This is a genomic window from Mesorhizobium sp. WSM4815 (assembly GCF_055811575.1).
Genome location: NZ_JBVVQS010000102.1, coordinates 664,731 through 685,506, shown reverse-complemented (window position 1 = coordinate 685,506; position 20,776 = coordinate 664,731). Strand labels below are relative to the sequence as shown.

Annotated in this window: 19 protein-coding genes; 1 reads left to right on the top strand and 18 read right to left on the bottom strand. The window is 63.2% G+C overall.

Annotation, left to right across the window (positions count from 1 at the left end):
• Positions 1 to 11 precede the first annotated feature (11 nt).
• The 17 genes from metK to AC0L2B_RS31935 form a co-directional block, all read right to left on the bottom strand.
• Positions 12 to 1,325, bottom strand: a complete 1,314-nt coding sequence (metK, locus tag AC0L2B_RS32015) for a methionine adenosyltransferase (RefSeq protein WP_473748183.1) — start codon at positions 1,323 to 1,325, stop codon at positions 12 to 14.
• Between the two features lie 326 nt (positions 1,326 to 1,651).
• On the bottom strand, positions 1,652 to 2,071 hold the full coding sequence (locus AC0L2B_RS32010) for a helix-turn-helix domain-containing protein (RefSeq protein ID WP_473748182.1): 420 nt from the start codon (positions 2,069 to 2,071) through the stop codon (positions 1,652 to 1,654).
• Positions 2,072 to 2,211: 140 nt separating this feature from the next.
• A complete protein-coding gene (lnt, locus tag AC0L2B_RS32005) occupies positions 2,212 to 3,804 on the bottom strand; it encodes an apolipoprotein N-acyltransferase (RefSeq protein WP_473748181.1) in 1,593 nt (530 codons plus the stop codon).
• A 180-nt stretch (positions 3,805 to 3,984) separates the two neighbouring features.
• A complete protein-coding gene (locus tag AC0L2B_RS32000) occupies positions 3,985 to 4,809 on the bottom strand; it encodes an alpha/beta fold hydrolase (RefSeq protein WP_473748180.1) in 825 nt (274 codons plus the stop codon).
• A gap of 270 nt (positions 4,810 to 5,079) precedes the next feature.
• A complete protein-coding gene (locus AC0L2B_RS31995; RefSeq protein ID WP_128247969.1) occupies positions 5,080 to 6,153 on the bottom strand; it encodes a hemolysin family protein in 1,074 nt (357 codons plus the stop codon).
• 27 nt (positions 6,154 to 6,180) lie between these two features.
• Positions 6,181 to 6,687 (bottom strand): rRNA maturation RNase YbeY, encoded by a 507-nt coding sequence (gene ybeY, locus AC0L2B_RS31990; protein ID WP_473748179.1) that lies wholly within the window; start codon positions 6,685 to 6,687, stop codon positions 6,181 to 6,183.
• 12 nt (positions 6,688 to 6,699) lie between these two features.
• Entirely contained in the window at positions 6,700 to 7,692 is a 993-nt protein-coding gene (locus AC0L2B_RS31985; RefSeq protein WP_287305617.1) for a PhoH family protein, read from the bottom strand.
• Positions 7,693 to 7,775: 83 nt separating this feature from the next.
• Complete coding sequence (miaB, locus tag AC0L2B_RS31980; RefSeq protein ID WP_473518119.1) at positions 7,776 to 9,197, bottom strand: tRNA (N6-isopentenyl adenosine(37)-C2)-methylthiotransferase MiaB; 1,422 nt, start codon at positions 9,195 to 9,197, stop codon at positions 7,776 to 7,778.
• Positions 9,198 to 9,296: 99 nt separating this feature from the next.
• Positions 9,297 to 10,097 (bottom strand): lyso-ornithine lipid O-acyltransferase, encoded by an 801-nt coding sequence (gene olsA / locus AC0L2B_RS31975; RefSeq protein WP_023802103.1) that lies wholly within the window; start codon positions 10,095 to 10,097, stop codon positions 9,297 to 9,299.
• 143 nt (positions 10,098 to 10,240) lie between these two features.
• On the bottom strand, positions 10,241 to 10,735 hold the full coding sequence (gene rimI / locus AC0L2B_RS31970) for a ribosomal protein S18-alanine N-acetyltransferase (RefSeq protein WP_023802102.1): 495 nt from the start codon (positions 10,733 to 10,735) through the stop codon (positions 10,241 to 10,243).
• On the bottom strand, positions 10,735 to 11,424 hold the full coding sequence (gene tsaB / locus AC0L2B_RS31965) for a tRNA (adenosine(37)-N6)-threonylcarbamoyltransferase complex dimerization subunit type 1 TsaB (RefSeq protein WP_473748178.1): 690 nt from the start codon (positions 11,422 to 11,424) through the stop codon (positions 10,735 to 10,737). The genes rimI and tsaB overlap by 1 nt, the downstream gene beginning before the upstream one ends.
• A gap of 181 nt (positions 11,425 to 11,605) precedes the next feature.
• A complete protein-coding gene (locus tag AC0L2B_RS31960; protein WP_473748280.1) occupies positions 11,606 to 12,712 on the bottom strand; it encodes a DUF1513 domain-containing protein in 1,107 nt (368 codons plus the stop codon).
• A 2-nt stretch (positions 12,713 to 12,714) separates the two neighbouring features.
• A complete protein-coding gene (locus AC0L2B_RS31955; protein ID WP_473748177.1) occupies positions 12,715 to 13,794 on the bottom strand; it encodes an imelysin family protein in 1,080 nt (359 codons plus the stop codon).
• On the bottom strand, positions 13,794 to 15,401 hold the full coding sequence (locus AC0L2B_RS31950; RefSeq protein ID WP_473748176.1) for a di-heme oxidoreductase family protein: 1,608 nt from the start codon (positions 15,399 to 15,401) through the stop codon (positions 13,794 to 13,796). The genes AC0L2B_RS31955 and AC0L2B_RS31950 overlap by 1 nt, the downstream gene beginning before the upstream one ends.
• Positions 15,402 to 15,413: 12 nt before the next feature.
• Positions 15,414 to 15,899, bottom strand: a complete 486-nt coding sequence (bfr, locus tag AC0L2B_RS31945; protein WP_128247973.1) for a bacterioferritin — start codon at positions 15,897 to 15,899, stop codon at positions 15,414 to 15,416.
• A complete protein-coding gene (locus AC0L2B_RS31940; RefSeq protein ID WP_023802096.1) occupies positions 15,865 to 16,176 on the bottom strand; it encodes a (2Fe-2S)-binding protein in 312 nt (103 codons plus the stop codon). The genes bfr and AC0L2B_RS31940 overlap by 35 nt, the downstream gene beginning before the upstream one ends.
• 93 nt (positions 16,177 to 16,269) lie before the next feature.
• Positions 16,270 to 17,562 carry an imelysin family protein gene (locus tag AC0L2B_RS31935; protein ID WP_473748279.1) on the bottom strand — a complete coding sequence of 431 codons (1,293 nt, stop codon included), beginning with the start codon at positions 17,560 to 17,562 and terminating at the stop codon, positions 16,270 to 16,272.
• A 471-nt stretch (positions 17,563 to 18,033) separates the two neighbouring features.
• Here AC0L2B_RS31935 and AC0L2B_RS31930 point away from each other — a divergent pair, with 471 nt between their 5' ends.
• Positions 18,034 to 19,287, top strand: coding sequence for an NAD(P)/FAD-dependent oxidoreductase (locus AC0L2B_RS31930; RefSeq protein ID WP_473748175.1), 1,254 nt, complete (start codon positions 18,034 to 18,036; stop codon positions 19,285 to 19,287).
• Positions 19,288 to 19,490: 203 nt separating this feature from the next.
• On the opposite strand, the gene AC0L2B_RS31925 is transcribed toward AC0L2B_RS31930, so the two are convergent.
• Positions 19,491 to 20,768: a 4-aminobutyrate--2-oxoglutarate transaminase gene (locus tag AC0L2B_RS31925; RefSeq protein WP_473748174.1), complete on the bottom strand. Its 1,278-nt coding sequence runs from the start codon at positions 20,766 to 20,768 to the stop codon at positions 19,491 to 19,493.
• Positions 20,769 to 20,776 lie beyond the last annotated feature (8 nt).

Here is a 20,776-nt window from a genome sequence, read left to right as displayed (position 1 = left end):
GGACGCCGCGGCTAGGCCGCGACTGCTTCGGCAGGCGCTTCGGCGAGTGCGTCCTTGAGAGCCTTGGCGAGGTCGGTCTTTTCCCAGGAGAAGGACCCGTCGCGGCCGGCCTTGCGGCCGAAATGACCATAAGACGACGTCTTGGCATAAATCGGCTTGTTGAGATCGAGATGGCGGCGGATGCCGGACGGCGACAGATCCATCACGGTGCGCAGCGCCTGCTCGAGCTTTGCCTCATCGACCCTGCCGGTGCCGTGCAGGTCGACATAGACCGACAGCGGCTGGGCCACGCCAATGGCATAGGAAAGCTGGATGGTGCAGCGATCGGCGAGCTTCGCCGCCACCACGTTCTTGGCGAGGTAGCGGGCCGCATAGGCTGCGGAACGGTCGACCTTGGTGGTGTCCTTGCCGGAAAAAGCCCCGCCGCCATGAGGCGCAGCACCGCCGTAAGTGTCGACGATGATCTTGCGCCCGGTCAGGCCGGCGTCGCCGTCGGGCCCGCCGATGACGAACTTGCCTGTCGGGTTGATGTACCAGTTGCAGCTGTCGGCGATCTTAAGGTCGCCCAGCGCCTCGCGAATATAGGGTTCGACGACGTTGCGGACCTTCTTCGAATCCCAGTTGGCGTCGAGATGCTGGGTGGACAGCACGATCTGCGTCACTTCCGCCGCCTTGCCGTCGATATAGCGGACGGTGACCTGGCTCTTGGCGTCCGGCCCGAGCCGGCCGGCATCGCCGTTGCCTTCATGGCGCGCGGCGGCCAGCAGTTCGAGGATCTTGTGGCTGTAGTAGATCGGCGCTGGCATCAGATCCGGGGTCTCGCGGCAGGCATAGCCGAACATGATGCCCTGGTCGCCAGCCCCTTCCTCGCCTTGCCGGTCGGAGGCATTGTCGACGCCCTGGCCGATATCCGGTGACTGGCCGTGCAGCAGAACCTCGATCTTTGCCGTCTTCCAGTGGAAACCGGCCTGTTCATAGCCGATTTCGCGGATCGCCTTGCGGGCGGCCGACTTGAACTTCGCCGGATTGACGAGCGGATGACCGGCGGCATCCATCAGGATGTTGCCGGCCTTGTCCTTCTTGAGCAGGGTCTCGGGGACGCGCACCTCGCCAGCGATGACGACGCGATTCGTGGTCGCCAGCGTTTCGCAGGCGACGCGGACCTTCCAGGGGTCCATGCCGGTCTTTCTGGCCTCGCGATAGACCAGATCGACGATCTCGTCGGAGATACGGTCGCAGACCTTGTCGGGATGACCCTCGGCAACGGATTCCGAGGTGAATAGATAATTTTGCCGCGTCACGGGTGTCCCCTCTTGAAAAATCATCGGCACGCTGCCGATTGGCGCGCCACGTGTTAGCTGTGCCGAGCAGCGCTCGTCAAGCGGTGGGTGCCATTATCTTGTACCACTTTGACCGCCGGCAGGATGCCGCCAGCCTGCCTGGCTCCAGCACGTGCTTTAGCTTCAACACGTTGATGAGAAAGACTTTAAGCATGGCTGTCGAGCAAAATCGATCCGCTCTCCGGCATACCTGCGGGATGTAAATTCCACGATGCGCGAGGTCGCAAGAATTTGCATGCCCGCAATGACGGCTTCGCTATCTTCGACTTTTCAACGGCTGCCAATCAATCGACCCAGACCAATCTGCGTAATCAATCGACTGCGTCGGAGGAAAGGGCCTTCACAAGCTCGATAACCTTGCGGCGTATCTTCACGTCGGTGATCTTGACGAAGGCCCGGTTGAGTTGAAGACCTTCAGCACTGCCGCAGAATTCGACGGCAGAAGCCATTGATGCATCCTCGGCAAATCCGCGGTTGCCCACGGCCTCCTGGCCCGGCGCGTCCTCGAAAAAGAAGGCGACAGGCACACCCAGTATCGAGGCGATTGCCTGCAAACGGCTGGCGCCAACGCGATTGGTACCCTTTTCGTATTTCTGTATCTGCTGAAACGTTATACCGAGGTTCTCGCCCAGCTTTTCCTGGCTCATTCCCAACATATTGCGACGAAGCCTGATGCGACTTCCGACATGGATGTCGATAGGATTCGGCTTCTTCTTGTTTTCTTCTGCCATTTTTTCCTCGCCGAATTTTTCCGGCTTTTTGTGTTTTTTCTGCCCAAAACGAAGCCGGCGGCCAGTGCCCCAACAGAACCGACGTGCTGACTTCGAGAAATTTCAGGCGGTTACAGTATGAGTTTCTAATGTGTCGACTGTCAATTCGCCCGTAGCCGTTGCCTTACATTCATTGTGAAAGCGGCGAGAGCGAACAGCAACATGATCATCAGTCCATTAATGCGTCTTTGGCTGGAAGAAACGATGGCTCGATTGGAAATCGGCACGTGGACATCGATGGCTCCGCGGGCGTCGATTGCCAGCGCGTCGAGGATGTGTCCGCGCGGATCGACGACAGCGGAAATGCCGTTATTGGCTGCACGCAACAATGGCACCCCGTTCTCCACCGCACGAATCTGCGCCTGCCTGAAATGCTGGTACGGACCCGGCGTGTCACCGAACCACGCGTCGTTCGTGACATTCACAATAAGCTCAGCTGACGTTGCGTCAACCGCCACCAGATCGGGAAAAATGACTTCGTAGCAAATGAACGGAAGCACGCGGATGCCGCCGGGCAACGCGATCGGGTGCCGCTCATTGCCCGCCGCGTAGGTTGTCGGCCCGGCGACGAGTTGTTTGAGCCCCAAGCGGCCAAGCAGGTCGGCAAAAGGCAGATATTCGCCAAAGGGCACCAGATGAACCTTGTCGACTGCATCGGCGATTTGACCCTTGTCGTCGATTGCCACCACCGAATTGTAGTACCGCCTGTCGGCATCTTCCGCCGACCCGCCTTCCTCCCGGACGACGCCGGCGATCAGCGTCTGGCCGTCGCCAAGCATCTCTCCCAGCGCGGTCAGCGCATCGGGACGTTCGGCGAAAAAAAACGGCACGGAGGTTTCCGGCCACAGGATCAATTGCGGCTTGGCATGACCAGTCTCTGGCGCCTTGGCCGAAAGCCCCAGCAGCGTGGCGAAGATCCGGTCGGGCACTGAAGGGTCCCACTTTTCGCTGAGGTCGACGGCCGGCTGCACGATGCGGACGTCGATTGCGCGGGTTGCGGGTTCGACCTTGGCAGCAAGCCTGACATAGCCGAAGCCGGCATGGGCCGCGACGAGAACGGCAGCCAGTGCACCCCCCAGGCGGACATGCCGGCGCGCCGCAAGCAGGGCCGGCAAGGCAAAGACGAAGACCGCCAGCGCGTTGATGCCGACCATGCCGGTCACCGACACGCTCTGCATAAGCAAGGGCACCGGCATCGCCGCGTAACCGACGGCATTCCAGGGAAAGCCGGTGAACAGAAAGTCGCGCAGCCATTCCGCCAGGCCGAAGCCGAAGGCAAGGGCGGCGATGCGGCCGATGTCGTTGCTCCACAGCAGCCGGGCAACCGCTGTCGCGAAGCCATAGAAAAAAGCGAGCGCCAGCGGAATTCCGACCACTGCGAAGGGAAGCGCCCAGGCGAAACTGTCGGCCTCGACCAGAAGTGCTGAGCCGATCCACCATAGGCCGGCGAGAAAATAGCCGAAGCCGAACCACCAGCCGACGGCGAAGGCCGGCCGCAAATGCCGGAACCAGCCATCGGAGGCTTCGCCGGTTGCGCCGTCGAGGAGCCAGACCAGCAGCGGAAACGAAACGAAACAGACGGCGAAGAAATCGTAAGGCGCCTGGGCAAGAACCGCCAGCGCACCGGCAAGAAACGCCACAAGCGCGCGGCGCCAGCCCCACAGCAGAATTATCCGGCCGGCCAGGCGCTTCATCAATGCTTCCGAGTCGTGCGAATCACGGAGCAAGATTTATCAGGCCACGGTCCGCGCTCCAAACGGCCATGCTTCAGCCAGCGTGCCGGATTAGGTCTGCTGGATAGGTGGGGCGACTGACGCCGGCAAGATAATTGTCGCATGTGAATTGTCGCGCAGACCGCACGTGCCGGTGTATCACTATAATGCGCGTGATAGAAATGCGTTCAGCCGCTCCAGCACGAGATCCGGGGCTTCGAGCTGAGGCAAGTGACCGACGCCAGGTAATGTTTCGAAGGATGCCTGAGGGATCAGAGCATGAAGCGCTTTGCCTCGCTCCAGCGGGATCCATGGATCGTCCTTGCCCCAAATTATCTTTACCGGACACCTGATATCACCGAACGCCGGCTCGACCTCGGCAGTATATTTTTCGTCGGCTTGCGCGAATTGCCGATAGAAACTTCCTCGTCCCTCCTCGGCAAGCCACGGCTCGACAAGTTTCTCGAAATCTCCGGGCGCGATGTCATTTACGATCGCCCCCTTGATATATGCTTCCACGACCGCTCTGTGGATATGCGGCGGCAGGCCCAGAAAGGCATCCACATGGCGACCGACATGATCGAAGAACTCCGATCCCCAAGGGCGCATGGCGACGACATTCATCAGGACATACCGCTCGAAGTCGCAGCCATGCAGCAAATGCGCCCGTAGCGTCGTCGCTCCGCCGAAATCATGGGCAACAACGATGGGCTCCTCAAGGTCCCAATGCCCGAGCATCTCGGCGAATACTTCTCCTTGCACATCGAGTGAGGTGCGCTGCTCCGCGCCTTTCTCGGATCGCCCGTATCCGGGCATATCGTACCAGTGGACACGATACCGCCTTGCAAGGCCTGGAATAATCCGATGCCATGAGAACGAAGACCACGGCCAGCCGTGAGCCAGCACAAGCGCGGGTCCACCACCAAATTGACCCGCTGCCACAGCGCCCGCGGATGTTTCCACGGTCTCATCGAGTTTCCACGACATCAGACATTCTCCTAGCACTCAGGACAGCGTCCAGACGAATTGGTTCGCAAACCATGTAGTTTGAGACCGCTCCCCACCCATTGCTGAAATTCAGACCTAGGATACTATCGGTGCCAGCCTTCAATCTGCAGATCGGCCCAGCCGCTCAGCCCCCTCGCGTGGAACCGAGCGTACGGTCTGGGAAAATGTCCAGGCGTGACCTTCAGGATCGCGCCCTGTACTGCCGTTCACCGTAAAACTGGTCAGCCGGCTCTTGGCGAGCGGCGTCTTTCAAGCCTGCTCGGCGCGGACGGCGCGCCGCCGGCGCTCACCTTTCTGGGTCTCCACGATGCGCACACGCTTGACGCGGCGTGGATCGGCGTCGAGCACGTGGAATTCGAAGCCCGGGATGGCCTGCACCACTTCGCCGCGGGCCGGGACCCGGCCAAGCGTGTTGAAGATCATGCCGCCGATCGTGTCGACATATTCGCCATGCTCGCCGGCGGCGAAATCCTCGCCGATCATCTTGGCGACATCGTCGATCTCGGCCTTGCCGTCGACGACGAACACGCCCTCGCCGGTCTGGGTGATCATCGGCTCGTCCTCGTCGTGCTCGTCCTCGATGTCGCCGACCACCATCTCGACGATATCCTCGAGCGAGACCAGACCATCGGTGCCGCCATACTCGTCGATGACCAGCGCCATCTGAGTGCGCATCGCCTGCATCCGCCCCATAAGATCGGAGGCGAGCATCGACGGCGGCACGAAAAGCACCGGGCGGATCAGGGTCAGGTCGCCGATGGTGCGCGTGAGATCGACCTTGGCGAGATCGAGAAGCGTGGCAGGGGCGGCTTTCCTGGTCGTCCTGCTCTTTCTGACGCGGGCCAGCTTGGTGATGTGAGCGAGCACGTCGCGGATGTGGACCATGCCACGCGGGTCGTCGAGCGTCTCCGAATAGACCGGCATGCGGGAATGGCCGGACTGCTCGAACAGCCCCAGAAGATCGCCCAGGTTCGTCGTGATCTCGACCGCCTCGATGTCGGCGCGCGGCACCATGACATCCTCGACGCGAACCTCGCGCAGGCGCAGAATGTTGTTGAGCATGGCCCGTTCGCCGGGCGAAAAGGCGCCGGCATCGCTCGCCGTTTCGGCAAGCGCGTCGGCGATCTCCTCGCGCAGGCTGGTGCCGTTGCGCTGCCTGAACAGCCCGAGCACGCGATCGAACAGGGAAGGACCGGCAGGCGATGGCTCGCTGGCGAAGCTGCCGGTCGTGGTACTCGGACTAGAGTCCTCTTCCGTCTGTTCGGATGGCTTGGTCGCACTGCCGGCGTCTGGGTGGGCGGCAGTCTCTGGTTTGTCGTTCATCGTCGTCCGGTCATTTGATCTTTTTAGTTACGCGTAGGGATCGGGAATGGCAAGCCTTGCAAGTGCTGCGCGTTCGACGGCTTCCATTTCTTCGGCCTCGGCGTCGGTCTCGTGATCGTAGCCCAGCAAATGCAGCAGGCCATGGATGACGAGATGGGTGATATGGTTGTCGACAGGCTTGTCTTCCAGTGCGGCTTCCCGCGCGACCGTCTCGGAGGCCAGCACAATGTCGCCGAGCATGGGCGGCAGCGGACGGCCCTTGGCGAGCGGAAAAGCCGGGAAAGACAGGACGTTGGTCGGTTTGTCCTTGCCGCGCCATCCCGCATTGAGACTGCGGATGTGGGCATCGTCAGAAAAAACGATGCTGAGCTCGGAACGGCCGGCCGCGCCGGTTTCGGCAAACGCGGCGGCAACGGCGCGATCGACCAGCCGCGTCAGCGCGGCCTCATCGGGCCAGTCGCCCGCTTCGACTGCTATATCGATGTCGACGGGGACCGGAAGATCCCCGCCTACAGATTTTTTGTCCTCAGCCATAAGGCTGCATCTTCAGCCTTCGGCGCCCAGGCCCCGGGCCAGCTTGCCGTCGCGGTCGTAGGCCTTGACGATCTCGGCGACCAGCGGATGCCTGACGACGTCGCCTTCGTTGAAGCGCACCGTCACCATGCCGGTGACGCCATCGAGGATCCTGAGCGCCTCGACCAGACCGGATTTCGTGTTTTGCGGCAGGTCGATCTGTGTCGGATCGCCGGTGACGATCATGCGCGAATTCTCGCCGAGACGGGTCAGGAACATCTTCATCTGCATCGGCGTGGTGTTCTGCGCCTCGTCGAGGATGACGGCGGAGTGCGCCAGCGTGCGGCCGCGCATGAAGGCCAGCGGCGCGATCTCGATCACCTCGGCGGCAATCGCCCGCTCGACCTTGTCGGCCGGCATCATCTCGTAAAGCGCGTCATAGAGCGGCCGCAGATAGGGATCGACTTTCTCCTTCATGTCGCCGGGCAGGAAGCCGAGCCGCTCGCCGGCCTCGACGGCAGGCCGCGACAGCACGATGCGCTCGACCATGCCACGTTCGAGCAGCATCGCCGCATGCGCCACCGCCAGGAAGGTTTTTCCAGTGCCAGCCGGGCCGATGCCGAAGACGAGCTCGGACCGCTCCAGCGCGCGCATATAGGCGTCCTGGTTGAGCGAGCGGGCATAGATCGTCTTCTTGCGCGTCGATATCTGGGCGGCTGACACCTTGCCCTTGCGCTCCAGCGTCGGCAGCGTCAGCTGGTCGTCGGCGGCGATCGCCATGCGCACGGCGCCGTCGACGTCCGACTGGCCGATGTCAGCGCCTTTCTGGAGAATGCCGTAGAGATTATCCAGGGCGCGGCGCGCCTGCTCGGCGGCCGAGGCGGAGCCCTTGATGGTCAGCTGGTTGCCGCGCGAGCGGATATCGACGCCAAGCTTCTGCTCGAGCCTGGCCAGATTCTCGTCGAACTGGCCATAAAGGGCGCTGGCAAGCTTGTTGTTGTCGAAAGTCAGAACGATGTGCGCCATATCCGAAGCCCCCGATGGTAGGTTCTGGGGCAGGTTCTTCACTTCCGCAGCGCTCAACCGTCTCTCCTCATCTGCCGAGACCTTCAGGCCAATTCGGCGAACAGGCTGTTGTAACCCGTCTTCGTGATTCGTACCTGGATAATCTCACCGATTTCGCCGGACTTTTCATCAACAATAACCGGCTGCAGCCACGGTGAGCGGCCGACCTTCTGGCCAGCCTGGCGGCCCGGCTTCTCGATCAGCGTGTCAATGGTGCTGCCGACCAGGCTGGCGCCGAACTCCTGCTGCTGGGTCAGCAACAGCGCCTGCAGTCGCTGCAGGCGCTCGTCCTTCACCGCTTCCGGCACATGATCGGCCATTTCCGCGCCCGGCGTGCCGGGGCGCGGCGAATATTTGAACGAGAAGGCCGAGGCATAGTTCACCTGGCGGACAAGGTCCATCGTCGCCTCGAAATCCGCATCCGTCTCGCCGGGAAAGCCGACAATGAAGTCGCCCGAAAGCGCGATATCGCTCCGTGCGGCGCGAATCCGGTCGAGCAGCGTCAAATAATCTTTTGCCGTATGCCTGCGGTTCATCGCCTTGAGGATGCGGTCGGAGCCGGATTGCACAGGCAAATGCAGATAGGGCATCAGCGCCGGCAAGTCACGGTGAGCGGCGATCAATTCGTCGTCCATGTCGCGCGGGTGGCTGGTGGTGTAGCGCAACCGCGCCAGCCCGGGAATCTCGGCCAGCCGGAACAGCAGGCGGCCAAGACCCCATTCCTCGGTCTTGCCCCCTTTGGCTTCGCCTTCGCCGTGCCAGGCATTGACGTTCTGTCCAAGCAGCGTCACCTCGCGCACGCCGGCTTGCGCCAGCCGCTCGGCCTCGGCGACGATCTGCGCCACCGGCCGCGACACTTCCGAGCCTCTTGTATACGGCACCACGCAGAAGGTGCAGAACTTGTCGCAGCCTTCCTGCACGGTCAGGAACGCGGTGACGCCTCGCCTGATGATCTCGGCGCGCTTCGGCTGCGGCAGATGCTCGAACTTGTCTTCGATGGCGTAGTCCGTCTCGACGATCTTTTCGCCGCCGCGCACCCGTGCCAGCACGTCGGGCAGCCGATGATAGGTCTGCGGGCCGATGACCAGATCGACAGAAGGCGAGCGGCGGATGATCTCGGAGCCCTCGGCCTGTGCCACGCAGCCGGCGACGCCGACCAGCATCTCGCGGCCGGCCCGAGCCCGTTCGGCCTTCATCTCACGAATGCGGCCGAGTTCGGAATAGACCTTTTCGGCGGCTTTCTCGCGGATATGGCAGGTGTTGAGCAGCACCAGATCGGCCTCGCCGATCGCATCCGTCGCAGTATATCCGTCGGCGGCCAGCGCGTCGGTCATGCGCTGCGAATCGTAGACGTTCATCTGGCAGCCATAGGTCTTGACGAAGACCTTCCGGCTCGCGGCAGGCGGCGCGACCGCAGTTTCGGTCGCAGTATCGATGTCGTCCCGTTCGATCGTGTTCAATTCCATCTGGCGGCTTCTAACGCCTTTCCCCGACAAAAAACAGACGATTCTGCCTTACAGCGCCGCGCCTCCTTTGGACGCGCAAAGCGCTGGAGCTTTTCCGGCTTACCGGCTCGGGCGCGGATCGGCGAGCGCCGCCTGCACCATATCACGCACCTGACTTTCCATCAGCCTGGCCGTTTCCTTGCGCCTGGAGCCCTTGGAGAAGGCGACCGGCTCGCCGAAATGCACTTCGACATCGAGCCCGCCCTCCGCCATCAGCACCTTGAGATGCGGCATCAAATCCTCGTCGCCGATCCAGGCGGCAATCGGCCGGTGCCTGCGGCCGAGCGGCACGCCGTGCAGGCGCGTATAGACGATCGCCACCGGCTGGATGAAGACCGTTTCGGCCGCCCCTTCCGAAATCGCCATCGAGGCGGCGCCGAACAGCGTGCTCTTGAACGGCAAAATCATGTTGCCGTCGCTGGTCGAACCTTCGGCAAACAGCACCATGGCGTCGCCCTTGGCCATGCGGCTGGCGATCTCGCTCGCCTGGTCGCCCGACGAACGTTTGCGCTCGCGCTCGATGAAAACGGTGCGCTGCAGCTTCGACAACATGCCGATCAACGGCCAGCCGGCCATGTCGGCCCTGGCGATGAACGTCACGTCGGCCATCGACCCCAGCACCATGATGTCGGTCCATGAAACGTGGTTCGACGCAACCAGTAACGGGCGCTGATTGGACAAGGTCCCCTTGACGTGGATGCGCATGCCGAGCGCCCGGATGATGAGCCGGTGCCAGATCTTCAGGATGAACGTCTCGCGCCACAGGCCGGTCTTCATCGACAGGATCTGCAACGGCACGAGGATCAACGAGCCTGCGACAACGAGGCCCAGCGCCAGGAAAATCCTGATTTTTCCGATCATCCGCTCTTGGCCCTGTCCCGAGTTCTGGCTAGAGCGACGCGTCCAACTGGACGTCCAAGCACGCTCTAGCGCTTTTTAATCTGCGCATCTCAACCTGCGCATCGTGCTTTCCGAGAATCGGTTCCGATTTGCGGGCCGATGCGCTAGCGAAGATCGCGGCGCATGACAAGCGCTCCGGTCGGGCCGTGCTCGGGCGATCTGTAGTAGTTGGCACGTTTGCCGACCTCGCGGAATCCCAGCCGCCGATAGAGCGCGATCGCGGCGACGTTGGTCTCGTCGACCTCGAGGAAAAGCGCCTCGGCGCGTTGCGCATGCAGTTCGCGCAGCACCGCATCCATCAGTTGCCAGCCAAGGCCCTGGCGGCGATGGGAGCGCGCCACCGCGACAGTCAGGACCTCGCCTTCGCCGGCCGCCAGGCGCGCCAGCACGAAACCGACCGGCGGCTTGGCACCCTGGCCGGTCTCGCGCGCGGCATAGCCGAACACCGTGTCCTGCTCGATCAGCGCGGCGAATTCGTCATCACTCCACGGCCGGACGAAATCCTCGCGATGCAGCACCGACAGGGCCGCACTGTCGGCGACCGTCAGCGGCTCGAGCGCAAAGTCCCTGCGGCGCGGCTGGAGGAAAGGAATGCGCATCAGTTTATCTTCCCGGCTTTCTTCCTGGACAGGATAAACCCGGCCTGCGGCTTGGCGTCAGCTCCGCGCAGATAAAGCGGTTTCGGCTTTTCGCCTTCACCCTTGGCAGCGGCCAGCCGGGCATAGATTGCGATATCCGTAGTGGCGCTTGTCGGGCCGACGTCGAAGGCGCGCCCCGCCGATGCAGCAATTTGCGTGGCCGCGGTGCCGGCCAGAACCGGAAACCCATCAACCGCCATGGCGGCAGCTTGCGAAAGCGTGGCCACCGCGGGACCATAAATCAAAACGGATGCTTCGTCGTAAAGCGCTGCATGGGTCTCCTCGCGGCCGGCGTCGAGCGCGGCCAGCACGGCGCGGCCGGGAAATGTCTCTTTCGCCTGCGCCGCCAGCGCTTCCAGCGTCGTCACCCCGATTGCCGGGATCTTCAGCGCCAGCGCCAGGCCCCGCGCCGCCGAGACGCCGACGCGCAGGCCGGTGAAGGAGCCCGGGCCGGTGGAGACAGCGATGGCGCCAAGACCGGCATAGTCGGTGCCGCCGGTCGTCAACGCCTCTTCGATCACAGCCATCAGATGTTCGGCATGGCCCTTGCCGAGATCGAGCACCGAGCGGCCGAGTTCCTTCCCGGCCGCCGCGTCGTAGACACAGGCGGCGCAGAGATTGGCGGCACAATCGATGGCAAGCAACTTCATGAGACGGCCGGTTGGCAGCGCCCGCTTGGGGCACAGGGGGTTCGAAAGACAATTTCCCTGTGCCTGCCATGGCTCGTCCCTGCAAGGGGATAATGCATAAATCGTTTGGCGGCTTCGCTTCGACCTCGCCCAAAAAGAGGTAACTCTCGGCGACCACAACCGTCAATGAACCAGTGCCGCACTATGCGGCCTGGTCGATGCGCAGCATGTGATTGTCCCAGACATAGTCCGGCTCGGACCGTGTCGCGCCGCCGGCTTGGGCTATCTGCCCCGTGCCGGTCGTCGCCATGAAGCTCGCCCCGTCGGGCGCCACGGCGCAGACCTCGGCCAGTGCGCTGGTGGCGACGATCCGGCCGCTGGCCGCATCGATGATGGCAAGCGAGTTGCCTTCCGGCGAGGACACCGCGACGGTACCGGCAGCAGGGTTGGCGGCGACCGAGCCGATGTAATTCCTGAAGCCGGACAGCACGTCCTGCGGCATGTCGAGCAGTTGCAGAGCCTTGCCGCGCGCGGCGCGGCCGACCAGCAACGGACGATCGCCGCCCGGCCCCCTGTACTGGCAGCCGAACCAGACCGCGCCGGATTTGTCGGTATCCATATGCCGGACCGAAAGCTGGTGCAGCGCCGGCGGCAATTCGTGCTTTTCGACAAGGTCGCCGGTAAGGCGGTCGACCAGCACATAAGATGGCTTCATCGTCGCGATGTTGAGCTCGGCGCGGCCATAATCGGGATGCGTCTCGATTCCGCCATTGGCGACGGCAATCGTCCTGCCATCGCCGAGCAGCAGCAGCTCGTGCGGACCCATGCCATAGGTCGGGAACTCGCCAACGCGCTTGAATTTCGCACGCGTGTCATAGACGCCGACCACGCCGGCGGCATTGTCGAAATCGTTCTCGGTGGCGTAGAGCAGCGCACCGTCGGTCGAAAACACGCCGTGGCCGAAGAAATGCCGGCCACTGATGCTGGCAATGGTCAGCGGCTCGTCGCGGCCGGTATGGTCGAACACAACCGCGAAAGTGCCGGGCTGCCTGGCAAAGACCACCGAGCGTTTCGACAGCGGATCGAAGGTGACGTCGTGACCGCGGGCGGGCAGGTCGATGGCATGCAGCACCTTGCCGGCCTCGGACAGGATCGCCGCGCCATAGCTGCCGTCGCGCTTGACGAAAGCGGTGGCGAAGACGGCGTCCGTGCTAAGCGTCTTCGCCCATGCCGACGGCGCCATCGCCGCAACAAAGCCTGCCCCGGCAGCCCTCAGGAAGTCGCGGCGGTCGATCAGCGACGTTTTCAGAATCAGTCTCCGTCGAGCGACGAGAACCCGGCGGTCAGGCCGAATTCGGCGGTTAGCCTGGTGCCGATGAGGGTCGACAGGCTGGATGTCACAAGCGAGAAGTGGTCGAGCTTCTGGCGCAGCGCCGGATCGGCAAGCGCCTTGTCGATCGGGCCTCTGATGGCGGTGGCGTCGGCGGCGCCGTTGACGAGCTGGATGTGGATCGATTCCGCCATCCAGCGCGCATCGGGCGACAGCGCGTCGCCAAGCTGCGAAGCCTGGAACAGAGCGTCCATGCCCGAAAGATTTCCGGTCAGCGAACGCGCGGTGTTTTGTGAACGCCAGTAGATCGCCTGTTTCGGCTTGTCGGCCTGCGGGCTACTGCCCAGAAAACCTTTCAGGCGCACGTCACGGACCATCTCCAGTTCGTTGATGAAGACGCCGACCAATTCGGTCACCGCTTCGGTGCCGTCGCGATAGAGTGCGTTTTGCGGCCCCGGATTGGCCCAAAGTGCTGCAAAGCCGTCGGGCTTGTTCCAGGCGTCGCTGACCTCGGCGGCAATCGTTTCGATGTTGCCGGCGACGGCCGCGCCGTAAGCGCAGCGATAGGGATCGTCCTTGCCGGCGAGCCGCTCGGCGCCATCGCCGTAAAGCACGAATTCCAGCGCGCCGAGCCCTTGCATGGCGACGCTCTTTGTCGCCAGATGGGCCGGATCGGCGGCGGTCCGGTCTTTACTGGCCAACGCCGCCTGCACCTGCCTCAGGCCGATGCTCTTGCGATCCGGCCAAAACAGCATGCGTTCCAGCCGGTTGTTCTGCGTGATCGGTCCGATGCGGATGATCTCGACGACCGACCAGGCATCCACGGTCCCGGAGAATTCGGCGCGCGCCGCATCGAGATGGTCCTGCGAAGGCGCGTCGCACAGCGTGCGCACTGCCTTGCTCAGGCTGTCGGCATGGTCTTGCAGGCGTGCATAGGCCGGGCGGACAAAGCCGTCGATCGCTCGCTGGATCACGTCGGAAGCCTTCACCGCTGCGGACGCCGGCAATGCGCCGGCGAGGACCAGCGGGAGAACCAGGACAAACGCCAGACGCTTCGACATCACAAAGACTCCAGGAATTTGATCAGTGCGGCGCGATCGGGCGCGGCGGCGGCGGCAAAGCGGTCGCGCGCCTTGTGCCCCTCGCCGCCATGCCACAGGATCGCCTCGGTCAGCGTGCGCGCCCGCCCGTCGTGCAGGAAGAAGTTGTTGCCGTTGACGGTCTGGGTAAGACCGATGCCCCACAGCGGCGGCGTGCGCCATTCGCTCCCGGTAGCATCGCCCACCGCCTGCCCGTCGGCGAGGCCCGGCCCCATGTCGTGCAGCAGAAAATCGGAATAGGGCCAGATCAGCTGGAAGGCCTGTGCCTTGTTGGGCGTGCCGCGGCGGGTGACGAATTTCGGCGTATGGCAGGAAATGCAGCCCATGTCGTAGAACAGCTTCTTGCCGGCCAGCACATCGGGCTTGTCGAGATCGCGCCGCGCCGGCACGGCGAGGTTTTGAGAATAGAAGGTGACCAGGTCCATAACCGGCGGCGGCGCCTCGACCGGGCCGAGGCGCCCCTGCACGCCGTTGGCCATGGCAAGGCAGTTCTTTTCGGCCGCGGTGCAATCGCCCCAGTGGTTCGGCACTTCCGGCGTCGAAATGCCGATATCGCCGGCGAACGCGTCCGCCGCCTGCTGGCGGATCGAAGGGGTCTGCGCCTTCCAGCCGAAGCGGCCGAGCGTCGGCTCGCCGCTCTGGCCGTCGCGCACGATGTTGGGCTTGCCGGAGATGCCGTCACTGTTGCGATCGTCCGGATCGGCACTGGCGAGAATGTCGGCCGGCGCGATTTGCTCGACCAGGCCGAGGCCGATCATCGGCGGCGTCAAGCGCGGTGAAAGCGTGGTGTGCGGATCGAGCGGCCTGTTGGCAAGATCATCGACCGAATAGCTCGGCTTGCGCAGCCAAACCACGGTGCCGTCCGGCAGCGTGACTTTTTGTTCCTGATAGACGACACGCATCCTGCCTTCGCCGCGAAGACCCGGAACGGCCAGTTCCTGCAATTGCGAGCCGTAGACCGGATCGGGGAAGTTGAGCACCTTGCGGGCGGCGAGCGCTGCTTTCTCCTCCTCGGTGCTCGCCTGCCGCGCCAGCCGCAGGAACATCGAGGTGGTGCCGCTGTCGGCTTGCGGCGGATGACCGCGACCGTCCTTCAGATGGCAATTCTGGCACGCCCGCTCGTTGAACAGCGGACCAAGCCCGTCCGATGCCTGCGTCGACGAGGGCGAAGACACCCAGTTCTTGCGGAAAAGAGCATTGCCGAGTTTGAAGGTGCCTTGTTCCTCGAAAGTGATATTGGCGGAAGATTGCGAGAAAGCGTCCTTGTTGGCGCCTTTCCGCGACGTGCCGGCGCCGCCCGGCATCGGCTCGAACTGCTCGGGCTTGGAGAAATCCCGGGTCGGCCTGGTGATGGCAATGACGCGCGAAAGATCCTTCGGCGTCAGATCGGCACGGCTGGTGGCGAGACCCGCCGGTTCGGGCGCGCCGGCCAGTGCCGAGGCGGTCAGCGCGACCACCACGGCAGGCGAAAGCCGGCGAAGCCAGCCGTATCGCGGGTTGTGCTGGGGCGGCAGGCCGCAATCCTCGGCCCGCCGCAAGCGGCGCAAGTAGTCTAAGCGGCGCCGCATTCCCGCATGTCCCTAATCCGCCTCGTCGGCCGATGCTGCGTTGAGCTGGCCGTATTTTTCCTCGCCGATCGAGGCGAGCAGGTCGAGTTGCGTCTCGAGGAAGTCGATGTGATCTTCCTCGTCGGACAACAAATCCTCGAACAGCTTCATCGTCACATAGTCACCTGCTTCGTCACAAATCTCGCGCGACCGTTTGTAGGCAGTGCGCGCGTCATATTCGCCGGCAAGATCCGATTCGAGCACTTCCTTGACATTCTGTCCGATGCGCAGCGGCGCTACCGACTGCAGGTTCGGATGGCCTTCAAGGAAGATGATACGGGCCACGAGCCGGTCGGCATGGTGCATCTCCTCGATCGATTCCGCGCGTTCCTTCTTTGCCAGCTTGGCGTATCCCCAGTCCTCCAGCAGCCGGAAATGCACCCAGTACTGATTGACTGCTCCAAGTTCCAGAAACAGAGCTTCGTTAAGCCGCTCTATGATCTGTTGTTCGCCTTTCATGGGTTCTGCTCCCGTATTGGACGCGCAGGCCTCTGACGCGATCCAGGTGTGAAACGACATCCACGCCGCTCGCCTCCGAGCGGGCGTGGTAATTTTCGGTTACCCGAATGATCGTTTCGACCACATTTGGGAAGCAGCCGCAACAGCGACCACGCTTCTGCATGGCATGATAGATCTTCGCCGGCACGATAAGCTGCCAGGGATCCTGATCCAGCAGCCCGACGATCGTCTGCTCAATCTCCTTCTCGGTGATGATGTTGCAATGGCAGATCAGCATTATTTGCTCTGTGTGGCTGACGGCGCGTGCTCGGCGCCATGTGGCTTATTTTTCTTGGTGGAGCCTGGGCTTTCGGTTCGGGCTCCGGAGGCCTTACTGAAACACCTTGTCCGGCTCATCGAGGCTGTCCGAGCCCTCGAAGGCGATTGCATTGAGTTTCAGGGTGCCGACGGCGCGCTCGATCGACTTGGTCTGATCGACCAGCGCGTCGATCGCCGCCTGCACGGTGGCGTTGCCTTGCGTATTGCCTTCGCCGATCTGCTGGTCATAGGCCTCGCCGCCAAGCGCCCGCGCCTTGATGGCTTCCATCTTGGCGACGGTGCCATCTAGCTTGTCCGACAGTTCCTTGTCGACCGCCGGATCGGCCTCCTTGACCATGTCGGATACCGACGGTCCTTCGACGACGGTGCCGTCGAGGCGGGTGTAGCTGCCCTTATAGGCGGCGCGAATGCCGACGGCATCGTAGAGATGGGAATCGTAGGTGTTGTCGGAGAAGCAGTCATGCTCCTCTTCCGGGTCGTGCAGCAGCAGGCCGAGCTTCATGCGCTCGCCAGCGAGTTCGCCATAGGACAGCGAGCCCATGCCGGTGAGGATGGTCGAGATGCCGGCTTTCGGCTCGCCATCTGCAAGGTTCTTGCGGGCGGCGCCGCCTTCCTTCCAGTCGTTGACCATGTCCTGCAGATCGGAAACCAGAAGCTCGCTCGCCGACTTCAGGTACTGCGCCCGACGATCGCAATTGCCGCCGGTGCAGTTGGCGAGGTCGTAGTCGGTATAGGGCCGTTCGCCAGCGCCCGGGCCGGTGCCGTGCAGGTCCTGGCCCCACAGCAGGAATTCGATGGCGTGATAACCGGTCGCCACATTGGCCTCGATGCCGCCGGCTTCCTGCAGCGTGCCGGAGAGGAACTCGGGAGTAAAATTGGTGGCGTCGATCTTCTTGCCGTCGATCTCGATCGACTTGTTGGCGATCACATTGGCGGTGTACAGCGCATTCGCGTCCGACTCGGTGCCGTAGTTCTCGGCGACATAGTCGATCAGGCCTTCGTCCAGCGGCCAGGCGTTCACCTTGCCTTCCCAGTCGTCGACGATGGCGTTGCCGAAGCGATAGACTTCGGTCTGCTGATAGGGAACGCGCGATGCCTTCCAGGCCTCGCGGGCGGCAGTCAGCGTTTCCACCGAAGGCTTGGCGAGCAGCGCGTCGACGGCCTTGTCGAGCGCCTGCGCCGTGGTCAGCGAATCCTCATATTTGGCGAGCGCAATATCGGAATAGGTCTTGATGACCGCCTTGGCATCGATTTCCGCCTTGGCCGGCAGCACGAATATCGCCGCCGTCAATGCCGCCGTGGCGCCGATCGCTGCAAGCCTGCTGCCATATCGCGCCGTGATCATCGCTCTCATGATTGTCATCTCCCTCGGGAATTCAGTGAAAATGCCGGCGCCAAAGGCGCGTCGGCAGGCAATCGGCGCCAAGGCAGGTCCATGCCATTGGGCGAGATACAGGCCGCGGCATAGCGCGGTTTGCGGAAGAAAGACATCGAAATGCCTCCAATCGAAAGGGTTCAAGGCCCAGACATCAAAGGGATGCGCTTGACGCGCACGCTTCCATAAAGCGATGAAGGTGCCGGAAGTCAATCAATTTCAGAGAGAAAAGCCAATTGAAACAACAGTTTAGAATTATTCTAAACTGCAAGTATCAACTTTAGCCGTATTTGCCGCGCCGCCGTCGAACGAACGATTGACAGACCGCCATTCCGGGTGCGACCCGCAAGGGTGGTCTTGCGGCGGCGTCAGACAATCGCCACTTGGCGAGACGTCCTAGACTTGGATAACGCCTAGGAGAGATGAGGAATTGGGGCTGCGATGAAAAACGGTGTGGTCATTGTCGGTGCGGGTCATGCGGGCGTGCAAGCGGCCGCCAGCCTGCGCGAGGACGGCTACGACGGCCCCGTGATCCTCATCAGCGATGAGGACGAACTGCCCTACCACAAGCCGCCGCTGTCGAAGACCTTCATCAAGGATCAGGAGGCCAGACCGCAGCCGCTGCGCGGCGAGGCTTTTTATACCGGCAGCGCGATCGACTACCGGCCGGGCGTCCGCATCGATCGCATCGATGTCGGCGGCCGCAGGCTGGAGCTATCGGATGGCGGCACACTGCCGTTCGACCGGCTGATCCTGGCGACCGGTTCGCGGCCGCGCATGCTGTCGCTGCCGGGTTCGGATTTTTCGGGCGTGGTGTCGCTGCGCTCGCTCGCCGACGCGCGCCTGATCCGCGAATTGAGCGCGCAGAGCGAGGATGTCGTCATCCTCGGCGGCGGCTTCATCGGGCTGGAGATCGCCGCGACGCTCACAGCGGCCGGCCGCAAGGTCATCGTGGTCGAGGCGGTCGACCGGCTGCTCGGCCGGGCGGTGGCGCCGATCATCGCGCGCCACGTGCGGCAGCGGCTGGAAGCGACTGGCGTGCGCATTCTCACCGGCACCACGATTGCGCGGCTCGAAGGCGAGAACGGCCATGTCTCGGCGGCAATCACCGCATCCGGCGAGCGGCTGCCGGCGCAGATGGTCATCATCGGCATCGGCGTCGTGCCGAATGTCGAACTGGCGCAAGCCGCCGGCATCACTATCGCCAACGGCATCCGCGTCGACCAGCAGATGCGCACGTCGGTGCCCGAAATCCTCGCCATCGGCGACGCCGCCTCCTACCGACACTGGCTCACCGGCGGCGATGTGCGGCTGGAATCGGTGCAGAATGCCACCGACCAGGCGCGCCTCGCCGCGCGCACCATCCTCGGTCACGCCGACGCCTTTGCGGCGGTGCCGTGGTTCTGGTCCGATATCGGTGACATCAAGCTGCAGATGGTCGGCCTGATTTCGGGCGGCGACAGCCATGTCGTGCTGGGCGACGTCAACGAGAACCGGTTCTCCATCTATCACTATGCCGGAAATCGTCTGCTCGGCATCGAATCAGTCAATCGGCCGGGCGACCATATGCTTGGTCGCAAGATGCTCGGCGCCGGCTTCTCGCCGACGCCGCAGACGGTCGCGACGGGACCGGAGGGGCTGAAGGCGGCGCTCGCCGCCTTCCAGCAGGTAGAGCCCGTCCGCGCCGCCGAATAAGGATGTGTTGATGCCGGCGAACGGCGGCTTCCTCCGCTGATCCTTCCCTTCTCCCCTTGTTGTGGGAGAAGGTGGCCTCGCGAAGCGAGGTCGGATGAGGGGTGCTCCAGCTCGACAGCACTCCGTCCAACACCCCTCAACCGTCTCGGCGCTCCGCGCCGATCCACCTTCTCCCACAAGCGGAGAAGGGAAGAAGGGTCCGCTCAGGCGGCACGGACCTCGCGGATCGAGCTTTCCAGGATGTCGAGCGCTTCGTTCATGACGCCGTCCTGGATGGTGATCGGCGCGAGGAAGCGGATGACGTTGCCGTAAACGCCGCAGGTGAGCAGGATCAGGCCCTTGTCGAGCGCCTCCAGCCGGACCGCATTGGCGATCTCGGCCGACGGCAGGCCCTTCTTCACATCGTTGAACTCGACCGCGTTCATGAAGCCCGGGCCTCTGATATCGACGATCTCCGGCGTGTCGTCGCGGATCGATTGCAGCCGCTGCTTCAGCCGGTTGCCTAGCGTGTTGGCGCGGTCGCAGAGCTTTTCCTCTTCGATCACGTCGAGCACGGCGTGCGCCGCGGCAACGCCGATCGGGCTGCCGCCATAGGTGCCGCCGAGCCCGCCGGGGTTGGGCGCATCCATGATCTCGGCGCGGCCGGTGACCGCCGACAGCGGAAAGCCGCCGGCAAGGCTCTTGGCCATGGTGGTGATGTCGGGCGCCACTTCGTGATGATCCATGGCGAACATCTTTCCGGTGCGGGCAAAACCGGTCTGCACCTCGTCGGCGATCAACAGCATGCCGTGCTGGTCGCAGATCTTGCGCAGCGCGGTCATGAAGTCGCGCGGCGCCTCGTAAAATCCGCCCTCGCCCTGCACCGGCTCGACGATGATGGCGGCGACGCGGGCCGGATCGACATCGGCCTTGAACAGGCGGTCGAGCGCGGCCAGCGAATCGGCGACCGTGATCCCATGCAGCGCCACCGGGAACGGGGCGTGGAAAACATCGGCCGGCATGGCGCCGAATCCGACCTTGTAGGGCACGACCTTGCCGGTCAGCGCCATGCCCATGAAGGTGCGGCCATGGAAGCCGCCGGCAAAGGCAATGACCGCCGTCCGGCCGGTGGCGTTGCGGGCGATCTTGATGGCGTTCTCCACCGCTTCGGCACCGGTGGTGACGAAAATCGTCTTCTTGTCGAATTTGCCCGGCAGCATGCCGTTCAGCCGTTCGGCCAGCCTGACATAGCTCTCATAGGGCACCACCTGGTGGCAGGTGTGGGTGAAGCGGTCGAGCTGCACCTTGACCGCCTCGATCACCTTGGGATGGCGATGGCCGGTGTTGACGACGGCGATGCCGGACGAGAAATCGATGTAGCGCCGGCCTTCGACATCCCAGATTTCCGAGTTCTCGGCGCGGTCGGCATAAATCTGCGTGGTCATGCCGACGCCGCGCGAGATCGACTGGTTCTTGCGTTCGGAGATGGCTGAGTTCTTCATGATGTTCC